Annotated in this window: 18 protein-coding genes and 1 tRNA gene; 10 read left to right on the forward strand and 9 right to left on the reverse strand. The window is 66.2% G+C overall.

The window, feature by feature from the left end:
* Positions 1–2 precede the first annotated feature (2 nt).
* The 4 genes from AC1Y2B_RS01390 to AC1Y2B_RS01405 are packed head-to-tail and all read left to right on the forward strand — an operon-like array spanning position 3 to position 3,782.
* Complete coding sequence (locus AC1Y2B_RS01390; RefSeq protein WP_482251241.1) at positions 3–1,010, forward strand: SIS domain-containing protein; 1,008 nt, start codon at positions 3–5, stop codon at positions 1,008–1,010.
* Positions 1,011–1,934 carry a carbohydrate kinase family protein gene (locus tag AC1Y2B_RS01395; protein WP_482251242.1) on the forward strand — a complete coding sequence of 308 codons (924 nt, stop codon included), beginning with the start codon at positions 1,011–1,013 and terminating at the stop codon, positions 1,932–1,934. It abuts the gene before it with no gap.
* Entirely contained in the window at positions 1,931–3,007 is a 1,077-nt protein-coding gene (locus AC1Y2B_RS01400; RefSeq protein WP_482251243.1) for an ABC transporter ATP-binding protein, read from the forward strand. The genes AC1Y2B_RS01395 and AC1Y2B_RS01400 overlap by 4 nt, the downstream gene beginning before the upstream one ends.
* On the forward strand, positions 2,991–3,782 hold the full coding sequence (locus tag AC1Y2B_RS01405; protein ID WP_482251244.1) for a GntR family transcriptional regulator: 792 nt from the start codon (positions 2,991–2,993) through the stop codon (positions 3,780–3,782). The genes AC1Y2B_RS01400 and AC1Y2B_RS01405 overlap by 17 nt, the downstream gene beginning before the upstream one ends.
* Positions 3,783–3,800: 18 nt before the next feature.
* Here the strand turns inward: AC1Y2B_RS01405 and AC1Y2B_RS01410 are convergent, their stop codons facing one another.
* From AC1Y2B_RS01410 to AC1Y2B_RS01420, 3 genes are all read right to left on the reverse strand, one after another.
* A complete protein-coding gene (locus AC1Y2B_RS01410) occupies positions 3,801–4,031 on the reverse strand; it encodes a hypothetical protein (protein ID WP_482251245.1) in 231 nt (76 codons plus the stop codon).
* A gap of 383 nt (positions 4,032–4,414) precedes the next feature.
* A tRNA-Asn gene (locus tag AC1Y2B_RS01415) sits at positions 4,415–4,489 on the reverse strand.
* A gap of 111 nt (positions 4,490–4,600) precedes the next feature.
* The gene (locus AC1Y2B_RS01420) at positions 4,601–5,458 is read right to left on the reverse strand and encodes an MBL fold metallo-hydrolase (protein WP_482251246.1); all 858 of its coding nucleotides are present in this window, start codon (positions 5,456–5,458) and stop codon (positions 4,601–4,603) included.
* 103 nt (positions 5,459–5,561) lie between these two features.
* Here AC1Y2B_RS01420 and AC1Y2B_RS01425 point away from each other — a divergent pair, with 103 nt between their 5' ends.
* On the forward strand, positions 5,562–6,884 hold the full coding sequence (locus AC1Y2B_RS01425; RefSeq protein WP_482251247.1) for an ATP-binding protein: 1,323 nt from the start codon (positions 5,562–5,564) through the stop codon (positions 6,882–6,884).
* A gap of 75 nt (positions 6,885–6,959) precedes the next feature.
* The gene (locus AC1Y2B_RS01430) at positions 6,960–8,057 is read left to right on the forward strand and encodes an ABC transporter ATP-binding protein (RefSeq protein WP_482251279.1); all 1,098 of its coding nucleotides are present in this window, start codon (positions 6,960–6,962) and stop codon (positions 8,055–8,057) included.
* A gap of 120 nt (positions 8,058–8,177) precedes the next feature.
* On the opposite strand, the gene AC1Y2B_RS01435 is transcribed toward AC1Y2B_RS01430, so the two are convergent.
* Positions 8,178–8,852: a helix-turn-helix transcriptional regulator gene (locus tag AC1Y2B_RS01435; RefSeq protein WP_482251248.1), complete on the reverse strand. Its 675-nt coding sequence runs from the start codon at positions 8,850–8,852 to the stop codon at positions 8,178–8,180.
* Between the two features lie 155 nt (positions 8,853–9,007).
* On the opposite strand from AC1Y2B_RS01435, the gene AC1Y2B_RS01440 reads away from it, so the two are divergent.
* The 4 genes from AC1Y2B_RS01440 to AC1Y2B_RS01455 are packed head-to-tail and all read left to right on the forward strand — an operon-like array spanning position 9,008 to position 11,718.
* Entirely contained in the window at positions 9,008–9,229 is a 222-nt protein-coding gene (locus AC1Y2B_RS01440; RefSeq protein WP_482251249.1) for a twin-arginine translocase TatA/TatE family subunit, read from the forward strand.
* Positions 9,230–9,248: 19 nt separating this feature from the next.
* Positions 9,249–10,022, forward strand: coding sequence for a Sec-independent protein translocase subunit TatA/TatB (locus tag AC1Y2B_RS01445; protein WP_482251250.1), 774 nt, complete (start codon positions 9,249–9,251; stop codon positions 10,020–10,022).
* Positions 10,019–10,861 carry a twin-arginine translocase subunit TatC gene (gene tatC, locus AC1Y2B_RS01450; protein ID WP_482251251.1) on the forward strand — a complete coding sequence of 281 codons (843 nt, stop codon included), beginning with the start codon at positions 10,019–10,021 and terminating at the stop codon, positions 10,859–10,861. The genes AC1Y2B_RS01445 and tatC overlap by 4 nt, the downstream gene beginning before the upstream one ends.
* Positions 10,862–10,872: 11 nt before the next feature.
* On the forward strand, positions 10,873–11,718 hold the full coding sequence (locus AC1Y2B_RS01455) for an ATP-binding protein (protein WP_482251280.1): 846 nt from the start codon (positions 10,873–10,875) through the stop codon (positions 11,716–11,718).
* 186 nt (positions 11,719–11,904) lie between these two features.
* Here the strand turns inward: AC1Y2B_RS01455 and AC1Y2B_RS01460 are convergent, their stop codons facing one another.
* The 5 genes from AC1Y2B_RS01460 to AC1Y2B_RS01480 all read right to left on the reverse strand — a co-directional run bounded on the left by AC1Y2B_RS01460 (position 11,905) and on the right by AC1Y2B_RS01480 (position 17,067).
* Entirely contained in the window at positions 11,905–13,176 is a 1,272-nt protein-coding gene (locus AC1Y2B_RS01460; protein ID WP_482251252.1) for a peptidoglycan DD-metalloendopeptidase family protein, read from the reverse strand.
* Between the two features lie 76 nt (positions 13,177–13,252).
* Entirely contained in the window at positions 13,253–13,915 is a 663-nt protein-coding gene (locus AC1Y2B_RS01465; protein ID WP_482251253.1) for a protein-L-isoaspartate(D-aspartate) O-methyltransferase, read from the reverse strand.
* Positions 13,912–14,697: a 5'/3'-nucleotidase SurE gene (gene surE / locus AC1Y2B_RS01470; RefSeq protein ID WP_482251254.1), complete on the reverse strand. Its 786-nt coding sequence runs from the start codon at positions 14,695–14,697 to the stop codon at positions 13,912–13,914. The genes AC1Y2B_RS01465 and surE overlap by 4 nt, the downstream gene beginning before the upstream one ends.
* Before the next feature lie 187 nt (positions 14,698–14,884).
* The gene (locus AC1Y2B_RS01475; protein WP_482251255.1) at positions 14,885–16,132 is read right to left on the reverse strand and encodes a PAS domain-containing protein; all 1,248 of its coding nucleotides are present in this window, start codon (positions 16,130–16,132) and stop codon (positions 14,885–14,887) included.
* An 89-nt stretch (positions 16,133–16,221) separates the two neighbouring features.
* Positions 16,222–17,067, reverse strand: a complete 846-nt coding sequence (locus AC1Y2B_RS01480) for a MurR/RpiR family transcriptional regulator (protein ID WP_482251256.1) — start codon at positions 17,065–17,067, stop codon at positions 16,222–16,224.
* Positions 17,068–17,098 lie beyond the last annotated feature (31 nt).

Genomic DNA, 17,098 nt, shown 5'->3' on the forward strand with positions numbered 1-17,098 from the left:
CCATGACCAGCAAACCCGCAGGCCTTCAGGCCATTGACCGCGAGATGGCGCGCCAGCATGCCGATGCCCTGGCCTCGTTTGACCAGAACCTGACCAAGGCGCAGACCGTGGCCGAAGCGGTCCGGCGCACGGGGGCGCTGGTCCTGCTGGGGATGGGCGGGTCCCATGCCGTGGCCCGGGTGGTCGAGCCGCTGTACCGCGCCTGTGGCATTGATGCGCTGGCGCTGCCGCTGTCCGAACAGTTGGGCGCGCCGGTGCCGCTGGCGGGCAAGACCGTGCTGGTCACCTCGCAATCGGGCGAAAGTGCCGAGGTGATCCGCTGGTTCGATACCGCCGACAAGCCAGCCGATGTGTTTGGCCTGACGCTGGAGGCGGGATCGTCCCTGGCGCACCGCGCGCCATCATTGGTAGGCCACGGCGGCACCGAACACGCCTTTGCCGCCACCCGCAGCCTGACCGTGACGCTGGCCCTGCATCTGGCGGTGCTGGCGGCCTTGGGGGTCGATCCTGGCCAGGCGCTGGCGGTGCTTCGGGCCCCGGTCGAGCCTGACATCGCCGCCGCGCTGGTGGCGCTGTCAGCGGTGCGCGGTGTCGTCACCTCTGGCCGCCGCCTGCAGGGCCTGGCCGAGGCGCTGGCGCTTGGCTTGACCGAGCTTTCCCGCCGCCCCTGCTTTGCGCTGGAAGGCGGCCAGTTGCGCCATGGCCCGATGGAGATGCTGGCCCCCGATCTGGGCGTCATCCTGTTTCGCGGCGACGATCCAACCGCCAGTCTGGTGACGGGCATGGCGCAGTCGGTGGGGCCCACCGGCGCGCCTTGCGTGCTGTTTGACAGCTCCGGCCTGCCGCCAGTGGCGGGAGCGGTCACGATCCCCTTCGCGCCAGCCTCTGACCTGGCCGCCGTCTTTGCCATGCTGCCCACCGCACAGCGCCTGATGATCGGCTTTGCGGCGGCGCGGGTGGTGGATGCGGGCACCCCGCTGCGCTCCTCCAAGATCACGCGGGTGGAGTGAATGCGCCCGCTTGGCCTGATCGGCAATGTCAATGTCGACCTGATACTTGGCCCGGTCGCGCCCTGGCCGCAGCCGGGGACCGAGGTGATGGTGGCGCATGATGACCTGCGGGTCGGTGGCTCGGCGGGCAATACGGCGCTGGCTTGGGCGGCGATGGGCCTGTCCTTCCAGTTTGCCGCCAATATTGGCGCGGATCACTTCGGCAGCTGGCTGGCGGCTGCCTTTCCCGACCATGCGCCGCACTGGCCCGTCAGCCCGCGCCGCACCACGCTGTCGGTCGGCCTGACCCATCCCGATGGCGAGCGCAGCTTCTTCACCACGCAGGGCCATCTGCTGGACATGACCGCCACAGACACGCTGGCCAGCCTCCACGGTGCGGCCTTGCAAGGTGGGTTTCTGCTGCTGTCAGGCGGCTTTGTCACCGAGGCGCTGGCTTCGGCCTATGATCAGATCTTTGATTGGGCGGACAGGCACGGCATCGACGTGGCGCTGGACACCGGCTGGCCCACGCAGGGCTGGACGGATAGGGCTCGCGGGCAGGCCAGTCATTGGCTGGCGCGCAGCAAGGTTGCCCTTTTGAACGAGGTCGAGGCGACTGGCCTGGCGGGGCGCGACACGATTGACGCCGCAGCGCCGGACCTGCGCCGGATCATGCCTCCGGGCGCGCTGGTTGTCGTCAAGCGTGGACCCTTGGGCGCACAGGTGCTTGATGCCAAGGGCCAGACCCACCACGCCCCGGCCAAGCCGGTTCAGGTCATCGACACCATCGGCGCCGGCGATATCTTCAACGCGGGCTTTCTGGCCGCTCTCGCCCGGGATTTGCCTTTGGCAGAATGCCTGGCGCAGGGCGTTGCCATCGCCTCGCAGGCCATCTCGACCGCGCCGCGCCAATTTGCTGGACAGGAACAGGACAAATCCGCATGAGTTCGCTTGCCATCGACAGCCTGTGGAAATCCTTCGGCGAGGTGCAGACGCTGCAAGGCATCGACATCGCGCTCGACAGCGGCGAGTTTCTGGTGCTGCTGGGCGCCTCGGGCTGCGGGAAATCCACGCTGCTCAACATCATCGCGGGATTGGCCGAGCCGACCAGGGGCGACGTCCGCATTGACGGGAAATCCATCCTTGGCGTGCATCCCAAGGATCGCGACATTGCGATGGTGTTTCAATCCTATGCGCTTTACCCGAACCTGACCGTGGCCCGCAACATCGGCTTCGGGCTGGAAATGCGCAAGGTTCCCAAGGCCGAGCGCGACAAGGCGGTGCTGGAGGCCGCCCGGCTGTTGCAGATCGAACCGCTGTTGGACCGCAAACCCAGCCAGTTGTCCGGCGGTCAGCGCCAGCGCGTCGCCATCGGACGCGCCTTGGTGCGGCACCCGAAGATCTTCCTCTTCGATGAACCGCTGTCCAACCTCGACGCCAAGCTGCGGATGGAGATGCGGACCGAGCTCAAACGTCTGCACCAGATGCTGAAGACCACGGTGGTCTATGTCACCCACGACCAGATCGAGGCGATGACGCTGGCCACCCGAATTGCCGTGATGCGGGGCGGCAAAATTGAACAATGGGGCACCCCGGAGGATATCTATCAACGCCCGGCCACGGCATATGTCGCAACCTTCGTTGGCGCGCCACCGATGAACATGCTGACCGGCGTGTGGCGCGCGGGCGGCCTGCAGATCGACGGGTCCGATCTTGTGCTGCCCTTGGCCCGCCCCAAAGCGGCGGCGGCGGACAGGGTCATCCTTGGCATCCGGCCCGAAGCCTTGACCCTTGGGGCAGAGGGCGCCAGCCTTGCGCTGCGGATCGACGTCTCCGAACTGACCGGGCCGGAACTGATTGTCACCGGCAGTCTTGGCACACAACGTCTTGTCGCCAGTTTCCCGGCGCGGCACCGGATCGAGCCGGGGGCCACCCTGGCCCTGCACCTGCCGCCCGATCAGGCGCATTTCTTCGACGTCGAAACCGGCGCGAGGCTGAACGATGCCACTTCCGCCTGACCAACCGCCGTCCGCCGGCCCCGAGCCCAGTTCCGCTGTGCCGGCGCGCAAACCCATCCGCCGCCCCGGCGCCCCGATTTACCTGCAGGTCGCCGAAATCCTCAGCGAGGATATTGCGATGCGTCAAGGGGCCTATCACGCCCTGCCGTCCGAGGGGGATCTGTCGCGCCAGTTCGGTGTCTCGCGCGTCACGATCCGGCAGGCGCTGAAGTTGCTGGAGACGCGGGGGGCGATCTACAGCGCGCAGGGCCGGGGTTATTTCACCACGACAGCCCGCATGACGGGCGTGTCGGGCTTTCACAGCTTCACCACGGAAGTGCAGCGTCTGGGCGGCGTGGCGGGCGCGACCCTGATCGACTTCGCCACCGATGTCAGCCTGCCCGAGGCGTTTCGCAGGCACCTGCAGGTGGCCGGAACCGAAGCCTTCCTTGCCCTGCGCCGCCTGCGCACGATCGACGGGCGGCCGGTGGCCGTCGAAGACGCTTATCTGCCGATGGCCCTGTATCCGCAGGCCCGACGCGAGGATTTCGCAGAAGGCTCGCTCTATCACCAGATGGCGCATGGCTGGGGACTGGTTCCCGCCTGGGCCGACGCGCTCTTCGAGCCTTTGCCCGCCACGGCAGACGAGGCGCTGTATCTGCAGATTGCCCCCGGCGCGCCGGTATTGGCGGTTTGGCGGGTGACCGCGACCGAAACCGATCAGGTCTGCGAATACGTCCGTTCGATCTACCGGGGCGATGGTTTCATGCTGCACATCAACCGCTATCGTCTGTAAGTTTGCGCCGCGCTGCCGTCATGCTTTTGGAACGCGGGCCCGGATCAGGCGTTCCACCCGATCTGCCGCTTCGCGATGCAGATGCGGCGGACCGTGATCGGGCGGGGCGTTGCGGTGGACCTCGGCCACATCCTGCAGAACCGTGATGACCTGCGGTGTGGTCAGGATCTTGAGGTCGACAAGGGCCAGCAAAAGCGACTCGCATATGTCGAAGGCGGCAATCGCCGCAGAACTTGGGTTTGATGTCATGGTCTTGGTTTCCCGCCAAACTGTCATGCCGCGAACGATCTTGGCCGATCTGCAGCGCCCCCTCAGAATCCTGAACCCTCGGGAACGCGCCCTAACCTGCGTTAGGATTTCCCACCTCCACAGGTCGGATAGATCGGGCCGACCGGTCCCGGCAATTCTGCCCGCGCCGTGACCGTAGGCGGCCAGGTCAGGCGGGACGGTCCTGTCGCCCGTGGCGGGCGCCAGCGTGTTGGATCGGGGTTGGGCTGGGTTCCGCCTTGGGGCAGGTGGGCCCCGCCTGCGCGCCTGTGAAAACACGTTTCAAGGGGCGGATCACACGCAGATCAAATGATGAAGGGCGCCTCTTGCGAGGCGCCCTATCATGTTCAAATCCTTGAAGGATTTGGCTCCGGCGGTTGGGATCGAACCAACGACCAGCTGATTAACAGTCAGCTGCTCTACCGCTGAGCTACGCCGGAACATGTGGGGTCTATAACAAGCGTGTTTGGGGGCGGCAAGGGGGGAGAGGCGGAAAAATGATGGCTTGGGGTGGTAATCTTAAGAGCGGGTTTGCCGGTGGCAGAGTCCGCTCAGACCGGGTGGAAGCTGGCGTGGGTCAGGGGGCCGGGTTCGACGCCGACCTTGGCGCGCGATTGCAGGTCGATCAGGTGGGCCAAAACGTTGCGCGCGGCGGCGGGCAGCAGGGCGGGCGGCGTGGTTGTGTAGATGCGACGGGCGAGCGTTTCGGCATTGGCGGGGCCATCGGCGAGAAGGCTCGACAGGATGGCCACCTCACGCGCCTGTCGGTGGGCGATCAGCTCGGTCAGCCGCGCCTCGGGGGCCGCGATGGCCTCCCCATGACCGGGCAGAAACCGCCGCCAGCCTCGCCCCTGCAACTTGCGCAACGCGCCCATGTAGGCGCCCATGTCGCCCTCGGGGGGCGAGACGATCGAGGTGGACCAGCCCATCACATGATCGCCCGACAACAGCGTATCATCCAGCGCCAGACAGATGTGATTGGCCATGTGGCCCGGCGTGTGGATCACATGCAGGTGCAGGCCGGCAAGGTGCAGGGTTTGGCCATCAGCCACGGTCTGATCCGGCGCAAAGGCCAGATCGCTGCCTTCGCCGCCGGTCAATCCCTCGGCGGCCAGACGGCGCATCTGCGCGCTTTGACCCGCCAGCGCGTCGCCAAAGGCCAGCACCGGGGCATCGACTTGCCCGGACAGGCGGGGCGCGAGGGCGGAATGGTCAAGATGCGCATGGGTCACAAGGATTGCCGCTACCCTGCGCCCGGCCAGAGCCAAGGTGATGGCCTGCAGGTGTTCGGGCAAATCCGGGCCGGGGTCGACGACAATCACCTCATCCTCGCCCAGAAGATAGGTGTTGGTGCCGGGGCCGGTGAAGGGTCCGGGATTGGCGGCGCGCAGGGTCTGGATCTGGGTCATGGCGCATGATTGCGCGCAAGCAAGGCGGCCTCAAGACCCAAGTTTCCGCCGGTCCGCAGGGTGGGCCTTTGCAAGCCGGGGCCAAGGCGGCTAGGGTTGCGGCATGACATTCCGCCTCAAGTCCTATCTGCCGCGCAGCCTGTACGGGCGGGCGGCGCTTATCCTGATCGCTCCGGTGGTGGCCATTCAGTTGGTCGTCTCGGTGATCTTCATCCAGCGCCATTTTGACGGGGTCACCCGGCAGATGTCGCGTGGCGTCTCGTTGGAGGTGCAGTTCCTGCTGAACGAGGTGCAAGCCTCTGGCGACCTTGCCACGGCGCAGGCGCGGGTGGCTGAGGTGGCGGACGGCCTTGGAATGGTTGTCGAATTGCCCTCTGCCGGAACCCCGCCCGCCACCGATCTGCGCGACGGCTGGGACCTGTCGGGGCGCGAGATCGGCTCGACCATGCATGACGCCTTGCCGGCACTGAACGTGGTGGATCTGCAGGCCAACCCTAGGTCCGTGGACCTGTGGCTGACGACCCGTTTTGGCCCGATGCTGGCACAGGTGCCGCGCATCCGCGTCTCGGCCAGCAACCCGCACCAGTTGCTGGTGGTGATGCTGCTGGCCTCGGTTCTGATGACGGCAGTGGCTTTTGCCTTTCTGCGCAACCAGTTGGTGCCGATCACTAGGATGGCTGCCGCGGCCGAGGCGTTCGGGCGTGGCCAGAACCTGCCTTACAAACCGCGCGGCGCCATCGAGGTTCGCGCGGCGGGCACCGCCTTTCTGGACATGCGCGCCCGGATCGAGCGGCAGATCGAGCAGCGCACCCTGATGCTGTCGGGCGTCAGCCACGATCTGCGCTCCCCCCTGACCCGGCTGAAGCTGGGGCTGGCGATGCTGCCCGAGGATGACGAGACGGCGGCGCTGGTGGGCGATGTCGAGGATATGGAAAGATTGGTCAATGAATTCCTCGCCTTCGCCCGGGGCGATGCGATGGAGGAAACGGTCGAGGTCGATCCCGCCGCCCTTGTGGCGCAGGTGATCGACAAGGCCCGGCGCGGCGGTCTTGCGGTGACTTTGGGGCCTTGCGAGGGGCTTGTCCCGGTGCGGTTGCGGCCGCAGGCGGTGATGCGGGCGCTGGACAATCTGATCGGCAACGCGGTGCGCTATGGCAGTCGGGCGGTGGTCAGCGCCAGTTTGTCGGACCGCACGCTGCGCCTTGTGGTGGAGGACGACGGTCCCGGCATCCCGGAAGCGCGGCGCGAGGAGGCTTTGCTGCCCTTCACCCGGCTGGACGCGGCCCGCGATCCGAACAAGGGTGGCGGTGTCGGGCTGGGGCTGTCGATTGCCGCCGACATTGCCCGCACCCACGGCGGCACCTTGCGGTTGGGGCAAAGCGAGGCTTTGGGCGGGCTCAAGGCGGAACTGGTTCTGGCCCGCTGAGGCGCGCGTCTTGCCGGGTTGGGCGCGGGCTGATAGGGGTTTTCCGATCAAAACCATAGGGAATTTTCCTTGACCTTGCCGCCGTCCTCTGCCGCGCCGCGCCTTGTCGTGCAGTCCCTGTCGCGCACCTATGGGGGGCGGCGGGTGGTGTCGGATCTATCCCTTGTGGTGGAGGCGGGGCAGGTGACCTGCCTTTTGGGCCCATCCGGCTGCGGCAAATCCACGACGCTGCGGATGATCGCCGGGGTGGAAACCCCCGACACCGGCCGCATCCTGATTGACGGGGTCGAGGTGTTTGGCGCCGGTCGCACCATTGCGCCAGAGGCCCGCGGGGTGGGGTTGATGTTTCAGGATTTCGCCCTGTTTCCGCACCTGACGGTGGCGGGCAACATCGGCTTCGGCCTGCGCCGTGCGGTGCCAAACCGCATGAAGAGGGTCGATGAACTTCTTGAAAAGGTGAACCTTTCCGGCTTTGGCGCCAAGCACCCGCACGAGCTGTCCGGGGGCGAACAGCAGCGGGTCGCCTTGGCCCGCGCCCTTGCGCCGCGCCCCCGCGTGATGCTGATGGACGAGCCGTTTTCTGGCCTTGATCACCGGCTGCGCGACGGCATTCGCGATGCGACGCTGGATGTGCTGAAGGCGGAAGGCACTGCCGTTCTGCTGGTGACGCATGAGCCGAACGAGGCGATGCGGATGGCCGATGAGATCGCCCTGATGCGGGCGGGCGTCATCGTGCAAAGGGGCGCGCCCTATACGATCTATACCGCGCCGGTCGATCGGGAGGCGGCTGCGTTTTTCAGCGATATCAATGTGATCCGAGGGGTTTCTCGCAAAGGTTTGACCGAGACGGCGTTTGGGAGTTTCCTGACCCCGGGCCATGCCGATGGCGCGGCGATCGACATCGTGATCCGCCCGCAGCATCTGAAGATCGACCCCGACCAAAGCGGTGGGAGCCCGAATCCGACGCCGGCCGAGGGCGCCGCCACAAGCACTGCCGCACGCGGGATCGTCACCCGGGCGCGGTTTCTGGGTCAGGAAAGCCTTGTTGAACTGCGGTTGGACGCCGACGGCACGCCAATCACCGTCGCTGTGCCGGGGGCCGTGCTGCCCCAGCCCGGCACCGTCTTGTGGATGAGGGTCCGGCGCGACAGTTGTTTTGTCTTCCCGGGCTGAGGTTGGGTGAAGGTCGACCGACAAGGCCCGGATTTGGCGGGGTTTTGCAAAATGCGGCGGTCTTTTTCGCGTCTTCCTTGCGTCTTCCTTCCGTCTCTACGCGACACCCGTTTCGCGCAGTCAGCCTGGGTTGGTCTGCCACTTGCGATAGTCGGCCAGCCGCTTGCCCGCCTCACGCGGGAAGGTCTCGCCGCGCGGAACGATGTCGAGCAGGCGGTCCAGACCGAAGTCCTCGAATCCGGCCTTCTGCTCGCACCAGGCGGCCAGAACCCAGGTGCCTTCGGTCAAGGACAGGGCAAGGGGACGGATGTCGCGCTGCGTCAATTGGCCGTGGTCATCCAGAAGCGCGATGGTCAGACGCTCGCCCAGTCTGATCGCCTTGCGCAGCAGGGGCAGGTGCGGGCCGGCGCGTTGCGGTTCCGGGCCCCGGGTCGTGAACAGGTCTTCGGCGTCATCGCGGGGGGCCGGGGCCACGGTGGCGATCTTTGCCGCAAGGCTGCGGGCCGCCGCCGCAAGGGCCGGGTCGGCACCGGCGGCGACAAGCCGCACGCCCTGACGCAGGGCCAGCATCTCGGCCGGGGTCAGCATCATCGGGGGCAGGGTCAGGGGTTGGCGCAGGATGTAGCCCACACCCCGCTCGCCCTCGACCGGCATGCCGGAGGCGGCCAGCACCCCCATGTCGCGCCAGATCGAGCGGACCGAGACCTGCAGCGCCGTCGCCAGATCGGCGGCGCGGTGCAGACGGCCATCTCGCAGGATCTGGATCAGGTCGAACAGGCGGTCGGAACGGGGCATGGATCACTTCCGGGCTACTGACAGAAATATGGCGGTAAGTCTGCATTTGCGCAAGCCTGCCCGGATCTTTGCGCCAAAGAGGACCTTGCGGTTGGTCCGCTGTCGGGCAGAGTGGCGGCCAGCAAGGTGCATTCCGCACCTGAAGGAGATTTCTCATGCATATGACATCGCCGCTTGGCATCCTGGTCATCGCCGTCGTCGTCTTGGTCCTGTTCGGCAAGGGCAAAGTGTCCAACCTGATGGGCGAAGTCGGCAAGGGCATCAGCGCCTTCAAGAAGGGCATTGACGAAGGCAAGGCCGACATCGCCAAGGAAGAGGCCGCCGCCGCCCCGGTTGCCAAGGACGTGACGCCGATCGAACAAAAAGATCAGGCCTGAAGGCCTGGATTGACCCATCATGTTCGGATTTGACTGGCCAGAACTTATCGTCATCGGCGTCGTGGCGCTGATCTTCATTGGCCCCGAAGACTTGCCCGACATGTTCCGCCAGCTGGGCCGCTTCACCGCCAAGCTGCGCCAGATGAGCCGCGAATTCTCGCGGGCCATGGAACAGGCCGCCAAGGAGACCGGGGTCAGCGACGTGGCGCGTGACCTGAAGGCGTCGACCTCGGCCTCGTCGCTGGGGTTGGACAAGGTGCGCGAGGCGGCGGACAAGTTCGAGAAGTGGGACCCGATGAAGAACGTGGCCAAGCCGACGGTCACCATGCCGGCGCGCAGTCAGGTTCTGCCCGTGGTCTTGCCGCCGGCCTTGCGCGGGCCGGAGGATGCGGTTGCCGATGAGGTGGACGACGATCTGGCCGCTGTGGCCGAGGCCGACGCTGCCGCTGCGGTGACTGCGGTTGATGCCACCCCTGCCGTGACAGCCGCCCCGGCGGAAGCGCCCGGGGGGCATGGCCCGGCGACGCAGGCGCTTTATGACAAGCAGGCGCTGCGGGCGCAGGTATTGCAGGAACAGACCGAGAAGCTGAAGGCGATCGAGGCGGGGACCTATGCCGCAGCCCCTGTGGTTGCCGCACCCGAGCCCGCTGGGCCGGCCGAGGCTGACCAACCGGCCCCGCGCAAACGCAGCCCCAAGCGCAAGGCCGAGACCGCCGGTGATGCCGGCGCCGATCTGGCGGCCGCGGACACACCCCCCAAGGCCTCGCGCAAGAAGAAGGCGGACAACGCATGAGCCAGACCGAAAACCTCGACAGCAGTGCGGCACCGCTGATCGAGCACCTGAAGGAACTGCGCAACCGCATCATGATCTCGATCGGCGGCTATGTCGTCGGCTTCATGATCTGCTATGTCTGGTGGAGCTATGTCTTCGCCTTCCTGTCACGCCCGATGTGTCAGGCGCTGGCGGTGCGGCATCAGGACTGTACCTTCGTGCTGATCAAGGTGCAGGAAGGCTTCTTCGTGACGCTGAAGATCGCCATGTGGGGCGGCTTTGTGCTGGCCTTCCCGGTGATTGCCTTCCAGCTGTGGCGCTTTGTGGCACCGGGGCTGTACCGCAACGAGAAGATGGCGTTTCTGCCCTTCCTGTTTGCGTCGCCGATCATGTTCTGCCTTGGCGCGGGCTTTGCCTATCTGGTGGTGCTGCCCTATGCCTTCGACTTCTTCCTGAGCTATCAGGACAGTTTCAAGGCCGCCATGCAAAGCGCCAACCCGCTGTCCGAGGTGCCGCAGGGCGTGATCTTCCAAGGCTCTGTCGAGGCGTTCTTTGCGCTGACCATGCAGTTTCTGCTGGCCTTCGGCCTGTGCTTCCAGCTGCCGGTTCTGCTGACACTGATGGGCAAGGCCGGGTTGATCGGCTCCAAGGGGCTGAAATCGACGCGGAAATATGCGGTCGTGGGCATCATGCTTCTGTCGTCGATGATCGCGCCGCCGGACGTCACCTCGATGCTGATCCTGTTTGCGACGATTTATCCGCTGTACGAAGTGTCGATCTGGATCATCGTCTATTTTGAAAAGACGGCGGAAAAGCAGGCGAGGGCGGATGGCACCTGGGTCGATGAGGACGAAGAGTGACTGCTGACCTGATGGCGCTGGAACGGATTGCTGCGGCGCTGGAACGACTGGCGCCGCAGCCTTTCCCCGCCCCGGATTTCGCCGCGGCCGATGCCTTTGCTTGGCACACGGCCCCGGATCGGCTGGAGCCGGTCCGGCAGGTCTCTCGGGTCGATGTCGGGCTTCTGGTCGGTATCGACCGCTCGCGCGATACGCTTCTGGCCAACACCCGGCACTTCGCGCGGGGGTTGCCGGCCAACAACGCGCTTCTGTGGGGCGCGCGCGGCATGGGGAAATCCTCGCTGGTCAAGGCGATCCATGCCCAGGTGCGCGGCGAGGGGCTGGATCTGAAAATCGTGGAGTTGAGCCGCGAGGATCTGCCCTCGGTCCAGCGCTTGCTGAGCCATCTGCGCGCCGCCCATCAGAACGGGGCGCCCTGCCGCTTCATCCTGTTCTGCGATGACCTGTCGTTTTCGGGCGACGATCAGCACTACAAATCGCTGAAGGCGGTGTTGGATGGCGGGATCGAGGGGCGGCCGGAGAATGTGCTGTTTTACGCCACCTCCAACCGCCGCCACCTGATGCCGCGCGACATGATCGACAACGAACGCGCCACGGCGATCAATCCCGGCGAGGCGGTGGAAGAAAAGGTCTCGCTGTCGGATCGCTTCGGGCTGTGGCTGGGCTTCCACCCCTGCAACCAGGACGATTACCTGACGATGATCCGCGGCTATTGCGCGGCGCATGGCGTGGCGATCGGCGAAGAGCGCCTGCACGCCGAGGCCATCGAATGGCAAGCCACGCGCGGCGCCCGCTCTGGCCGGGTGGCGTGGCAATTCTTCTGCGACCTCGCCGCCCGCGAAGGCATAGCGCTTTAACGGGTTAAAGCGCCGCTCTGCGGACCCGGCTGGGGGGCCGACAGCCCCCCCAGACCCCCCGTGGATATTTTCACCTGGATGAAACGGGTTAAAAGTTCCTTAATTCATTCAGGCACAAATATCCCACGGGGAGGTCCGGAGGGGTGTGAAACCCCTCCGGCTGCCGGCCACGGACGCCACATTGGCCTATTGCAGATAGCTGAGCGGGTTGACCGACTGTTGGCCCTGGCGCACTTCGAAGTGCAGTTGCGCGGGGTTGCCGGGCTTGACGGTGCCAAGGGTCTGGCCCCGCTTGACGGTGTCCCCCTTGGCCACGCTGGCGGTATCAAGTCCGGCGTAGACGGTCAGCAATCCGCCTGCGTGCTTGACGATCACGATCAGCGAACCGGAGGCCGGGTCGTGGGTGATCACGGCCACGCTGCCGTCCTGGGCTGCGTGCACATTGGCGCCGGCGGAGGCGGCGATGTCGATGCCCTGATTGCTTTTGCCGTCATAGTTGCGGATGATCTTGCCATCGACCGGCATCGACATGGCTGCCGCCGAGGCGGTGGTGCGCTGGCCGCCGAGATCGGGTGCGGGCGGGGCCTGCTTGGCGGCTTCGGCCGCGGTCACGGTCTTTTCGGTGGGCAGGGGCAGTTTGGCCGAGGGCGGTTCGGGGGTCGGCGAGCCTTGGCCGGGCAGGGTGGTGTCCACCGTCGCCGAGGCCGCTGCCGCCGCGTCGGGCAGGCGCGAGACATCTGCGGCGGTCGGGATGATCAGATACTGCCCCTCGCGCACGGAGAGGTCGGGCCCAAGGCCGTTCCAGTCGGCCAAGGCCTTGGCCGAGATGTTGAACTGGCGCGCGATGGTGAAGGCGGTCTCGCCGCGCTTGACCTGATAGCGCACCGGCACCGGACCCGAACCCTGTTGCGAGAAGGGCAGCGCCCCGGCCTTGGTCGGCGTGCCGGTCTTGGCGGGGGGGGCTGCGGTGGTGGTTCCGGCGCGGTCGATCGCGGTGGTGGCGATGGCCTCGACGTCGATGCCACTGGTTGTGGCGCCGGTGCTGCCGGACGTGTCCGGGATCATGGCGCCCGTGCTTCCCGGCAGGGCGGCCGGCTGGGCATCGACCCGCACGGGCAGGGCCAGAATCTCGCCCTGACGCAGGGTGTCAGAGGCTTGCAGGGCGTTGTAGGAGCCCAGTTGGTCGGCGGGCAGGCCCAGACGTGCCGCCACCGAGGCGACCGTATCGCCGCGCCGCGCCACCACGACCTGATAGCCGGGATAGGAAATCACCCCGTTGCTGTCAGCCGCCGGCCGCGAGTCCGTGGCCCGCTCCACCGCCGTCGAGGTGGCGCCGGCGTTGTTGCGCAGATCCCAATCCAGATTGCTGGTGTTGGCGCAGGCCGACAGCAGCAGGGCCGTCAGCACCGGCAGCGCCCCGCGGGCCGAAATTCCGTGAAAACCGTTAAAAGAACGCATTCTAGTCCCACCCGTCTGGCTTTTCGCCCAACCCAACCCAACGTCAACCCATGACCCCTTGACCGGGGTCTTTGCTTCAGTCCGTGCCCAGACCCTCGACCAGGGGCACAAAGCGCACCGGGCGGAGTTCTTCGTAGTCGTAGCCCGATTGCAGGCGCGTCACCTTGATCAGGCTTTGCACCGCATCGGACTGGCCAACCGGCAACACCATGATACCGCCGATCTTCAACTGCGCCAAGAGCGGCCCCGGCGGGTCCTCGGCGGCGGCGGTCACGAGAATGCGATCAAACGGCGCCTGCTCGGGCAGGCCGAAGCTGCCGTCGGCGGCGAAGGCGGTGATGTTGACCAGACCAAGGTCGCGAAAGATGTCCTGCGCCTCGCGCACCAGACGGCGGTGGCGGTCGACGGTGTAGACTCGGCGGCACAGGTGGCTGAGGATCGCGGCCTGATAGCCGGACCCGGTCCCCACCTCCAGCACCTTGTCGCGCGGTTGCACGTCCAGCGCCTGGGTCATCAGGCCCACGACCGAAGGCTGCGATATGGTCTGGCCGCAGTTGATCGGCAGCGGCATATCCTCGTAGGCGCGGGCGGCGAACAGGCCGCGGACGAAGGCGCCCCGGTCGGTCTTTTCCATCGCCTGCAACACCCGGCTGTCGGTCACGCCATGGCTGCGCAGCGCGTAGACGAAGCGCATCTGGCGCTCGGCCGCACTGTCGCCGGATGGCGTGGGGTCGGTCATGCCAGCGCAGCCTCCAGCTCGGCCAGACGGTCATGGGCTGTGAGGTCGGCGCGCAGCGGTGTGACCGAGATATAGCCCTCGACATTGGCCGTGATGTCGGACCCCGGCAGGGTGGCGCGGCCCTGTTCGCCGCCCTTGATCCACAGGAACTGCCGCCCGGTGGGCGAGACATGCGGTTCCAGCGAGAAGGCGGTGTAGCGGCGGAAGCCCTGATTGGCGACCTTGGTGCCCTTGACCTGAGCGGCCGGCAGGGCGGGGAAGTTGACGTTGTAGAAGATGCGGTAGTCTTCCTCGTCCCAGACGCCCTTGTCCAGCAGGCGGCGGATCAGGCCTGCGCCCAGCTGGACGGCGGCGTCGAACGGGTCTGCCAGCTTGGCGTTCAGGGGCCCGAAAAACTGCGACAACGCGATCGACTTGATGCCCTGCAACGCCGCCTCCATCGCGCCGCCGATCGTGCCGGAATACAGCACATTCTCGCCCGAGTTGTTGCCCCGGTTGACGCCCGACAACACCAGATCGGGTCTGGCATCCTTCATCACGTGATAGAGTCCGGCCAGAACGCAGTCGGCCGGAGACCCCTCGGCGGCAAAGCGGCGCGGGCCTAGTTCGGCGATCATCGTCGGGTGGGTGTAGCTGATGCAGTGGCCGACGCCGGATTGTTCGAAGGCAGGTGCCACGACCCAGACCTCGCCGTCGGGTCCGGCAATCTCGGCTGCGATGCGTTCCAGAACCACAAGGCCCGCCGCGTTGATGCCGTCGTCATTGGTGATGAGAATGCGCATGTAATCCCCTTTTGTCCCTGATAGACGAGGCCCGCTTTGGGGGCAAGCGCAGCGCTTGGCCTGCAGGTGAAGCGCAGCAGGGCAGGTGCGGCTGGCGCGGTCCGGGGTGGGCGGCGCAGGACCGGGCAAAGCGGAAACGGGCGGGGGGCGGTGATTTCGGGCCGCGCCGCGGAGCGGACCGGGCGCCTTAGCTGGCGGCCTGCGGGTTGAGGTAGTCGCCCTGAATGCTGCGCATGCCCGTGGTCAGGGTGCCCGAAAGCTCGTTTATCGCAGCCAGAAGGCGCGAGATCACCACGTTGCCGTCGTGCAGCTGGTTGATGGTGGCGTTGATCCGCATGCCTTCGGCCCCGATGCGGGCACTTTCGACGCGGCCCATCACGGTGATCGTTTCAAGACTGAGCATGGCGCGTTTGAGGTCGGTGCTGGCCTCGGTGATGGTGCGGGCCAGGGCCATGGCCTCGTCCAGCGCCTGGGCCGCGACGGCGCGGTAGCGGGCGCCCAACTGGTGCAGACAGCTCGCCTCTGCCGCGCCATCGATGCCGGACCCGGTCATATCTTCGGCCCTGGTGCAGGCCACCACCTCGGCCTGAAGCTGCGCGCAGGTCATCAGGAACACAGCCTTTTCGAATTGGTCCGACATGCGTTTGCACAAGGAGGCGTCGCCTTGCGAAAACGCCCCGACCTTGGCGAAGATATCGGCGGAAATCATCAGGTAGATGTCAGAGATTGCGCCCACCGGCCCGCCAGAGGGTTCCAGCCGCGAGGCGAGGATGCGCATGTTGGTGGGCAGGATGCGCAGGCGTTCGAAATCGCCGACCAGCGCCTCTTGTTCGGCAATGACGTCGGACAGGCCCTTGCGGATGCGCCCGACCTCATCCACCCCGGCGCGGGCGTTCAGGGCTGCGGCGCGGGCGGCGGTTTCCTGCGCCAGCGCGTGGCGCATGAAAGCACCGTAGTCGGCAAACCCGACCGCGCGCAGCCTGGCCAGCAAGCGATCAACCGAGGCTTCCAGGGTCAGCCCGTCACGCTCGGCCGCGGACAGTTCGGCATAAAGCGCCTGCACGGTCGCCAGAAGGCCGCTGGTCGGCTTGATCCGCACCGACAGGTAACTGTCGCCAAAGGGCAGCACGGTGGCCAGCACCCAATAGTGCCGCCCGTCGCTGGCCCGGTTGCAGACATAGGCGACAGCCGGTTCGCCCCTTTGGATCGTGGACCACAGGATGCGGAAGACGGCCTTGGGCGTGGCCGGATGGCGCACGATGCGGTGCGGCGCACCGATCAACTGGCCCCAGTCATAGCCGGCGATCCGGCGGAACACCGTGTTGCCGGCCAGGATCACCCCGCGCAGGTCGGTGCGGGAATAAAACAGCTCTTCTATGCCAAACGGCACCTCTTGCGAGGGGTGCAGAGACCCGCTTTCGCCCCGACCGACCATGCTGCCCCCCTGCCATCCGTTGCCCCGGTCTGGCGGGTTTTACGCGGCAGGTCCTAAGAAAGCGTTGATCCTGGCTTTGACCCCTTCGTTCAGAACATGTTCAGCCGCCGCATCAGCAGTTGCCAGCGGTCATGGCGCAGGATGCCCCGGCCGTGATTGGCCCGCGCCACCGCATCGACCAGCACGTTGAGGATCAGCGTCAGCGCGACCGTGCTTTCGATGAACAGACCCGAGCCAGAGGCCGCGAACATCTTGTGGTCGGCCACGTCATGCGCCCAGTCGCAGAATTCATCCGAGATCACGATGACCTTGAAGCCGATCTCTTTCGCGATTTCTGCGATCTTCAGGCCGTCGTTGGCGTAAGGCACGCCGTCAATCAGGATCAGGGTGATCGGCTTGGGCTGCACGTCGCCCACATAGGACAGCCATTCGCCCAGCATGTTGTCGTTGGCCGACAGGAAGCGGACGTTGTCGCGCGCCAAGGCCAGTCGGCGGGCGAAATCCTCGGCCGAGCCCCGCAGCGCCTGAAAGCCGGTGACAAAGACCTGCTCGGCATCCGCCACGGTCGCAACAAGGTCGCGCCACGCCGGTTCGGTGAAATCGTCAAACAGGCGGTTGATGGCGCGGATCTCGTTCTCGCGCACTTCGGAATACAGGTCGCGCCATCCGCCGTCCTTGTTTTCGTCATGCAGGTGGCGTTCGTTGACCGCCTCAAGTTTCAGCTCGTGCTTGAGGCCGGTGATGCCTTTGTAGCCAACCCGGCGCAGGAACCGGCTGACCGAGATTTCACTGACCGACACCTTGCGCGCCAGCGAAGAGCCCGTCTCAAACGGGATCTGGTCCATGTTGCGGATGATATGATGGGCAATTCGGGCTTCGGTGGCGGAAAGCTTGGGCAGGATGGATTGCAGCTTGCGGGTGGTGGTGGCGGACATGGCGGCCTTGCGACGATATGACAGAAATCTA

This window comes from Stagnihabitans sp. (assembly GCF_964946895.1).

Excerpts from the sequence above, each read along its gene's own strand:
- AC1Y2B_RS01440 (WP_482251249.1), top strand. The coding sequence starts at position 9,008 with ATGCATATGACATCGCCGCTTGGCATCCTGGTCATCGCCGTCGTCGTC.
- AC1Y2B_RS01460 (WP_482251252.1), bottom strand. The coding sequence starts at position 13,176 with ATGCGTTCTTTTAACGGTTTTCACGGAATTTCGGCCCGCGGGGCGCTG.
- AC1Y2B_RS01420 (WP_482251246.1), bottom strand. The coding sequence starts at position 5,458 with ATGACCCAGATCCAGACCCTGCGCGCCGCCAATCCCGGACCCTTCACC.
- AC1Y2B_RS01400 (WP_482251243.1), top strand. The coding sequence starts at position 1,931 with ATGAGTTCGCTTGCCATCGACAGCCTGTGGAAATCCTTCGGCGAGGTG.
- AC1Y2B_RS01445 (WP_482251250.1), top strand. The coding sequence starts at position 9,249 with ATGTTCGGATTTGACTGGCCAGAACTTATCGTCATCGGCGTCGTGGCG.
- AC1Y2B_RS01405 (WP_482251244.1), top strand. The coding sequence starts at position 2,991 with ATGCCACTTCCGCCTGACCAACCGCCGTCCGCCGGCCCCGAGCCCAGT.
- AC1Y2B_RS01465 (WP_482251253.1), bottom strand. The coding sequence starts at position 13,915 with ATGACCGACCCCACGCCATCCGGCGACAGTGCGGCCGAGCGCCAGATG.
- surE (WP_482251254.1), bottom strand. The coding sequence starts at position 14,697 with ATGCGCATTCTCATCACCAATGACGACGGCATCAACGCGGCGGGCCTT.
- AC1Y2B_RS01475 (WP_482251255.1), bottom strand. The coding sequence starts at position 16,132 with ATGGTCGGTCGGGGCGAAAGCGGGTCTCTGCACCCCTCGCAAGAGGTG.
- tatC (WP_482251251.1), top strand. The coding sequence starts at position 10,019 with ATGAGCCAGACCGAAAACCTCGACAGCAGTGCGGCACCGCTGATCGAG.
- AC1Y2B_RS01480 (WP_482251256.1), bottom strand. The coding sequence starts at position 17,067 with ATGTCCGCCACCACCACCCGCAAGCTGCAATCCATCCTGCCCAAGCTT.
- AC1Y2B_RS01425 (WP_482251247.1), top strand. The coding sequence starts at position 5,562 with ATGACATTCCGCCTCAAGTCCTATCTGCCGCGCAGCCTGTACGGGCGG.
- AC1Y2B_RS01455 (WP_482251280.1), top strand. The coding sequence starts at position 10,873 with ATGGCGCTGGAACGGATTGCTGCGGCGCTGGAACGACTGGCGCCGCAG.
- AC1Y2B_RS01435 (WP_482251248.1), bottom strand. The coding sequence starts at position 8,852 with ATGCCCCGTTCCGACCGCCTGTTCGACCTGATCCAGATCCTGCGAGAT.
- AC1Y2B_RS01410 (WP_482251245.1), bottom strand. The coding sequence starts at position 4,031 with ATGACATCAAACCCAAGTTCTGCGGCGATTGCCGCCTTCGACATATGC.
- AC1Y2B_RS01395 (WP_482251242.1), top strand. The coding sequence starts at position 1,011 with ATGCGCCCGCTTGGCCTGATCGGCAATGTCAATGTCGACCTGATACTT.
- AC1Y2B_RS01390 (WP_482251241.1), top strand. The coding sequence starts at position 3 with ATGACCAGCAAACCCGCAGGCCTTCAGGCCATTGACCGCGAGATGGCG.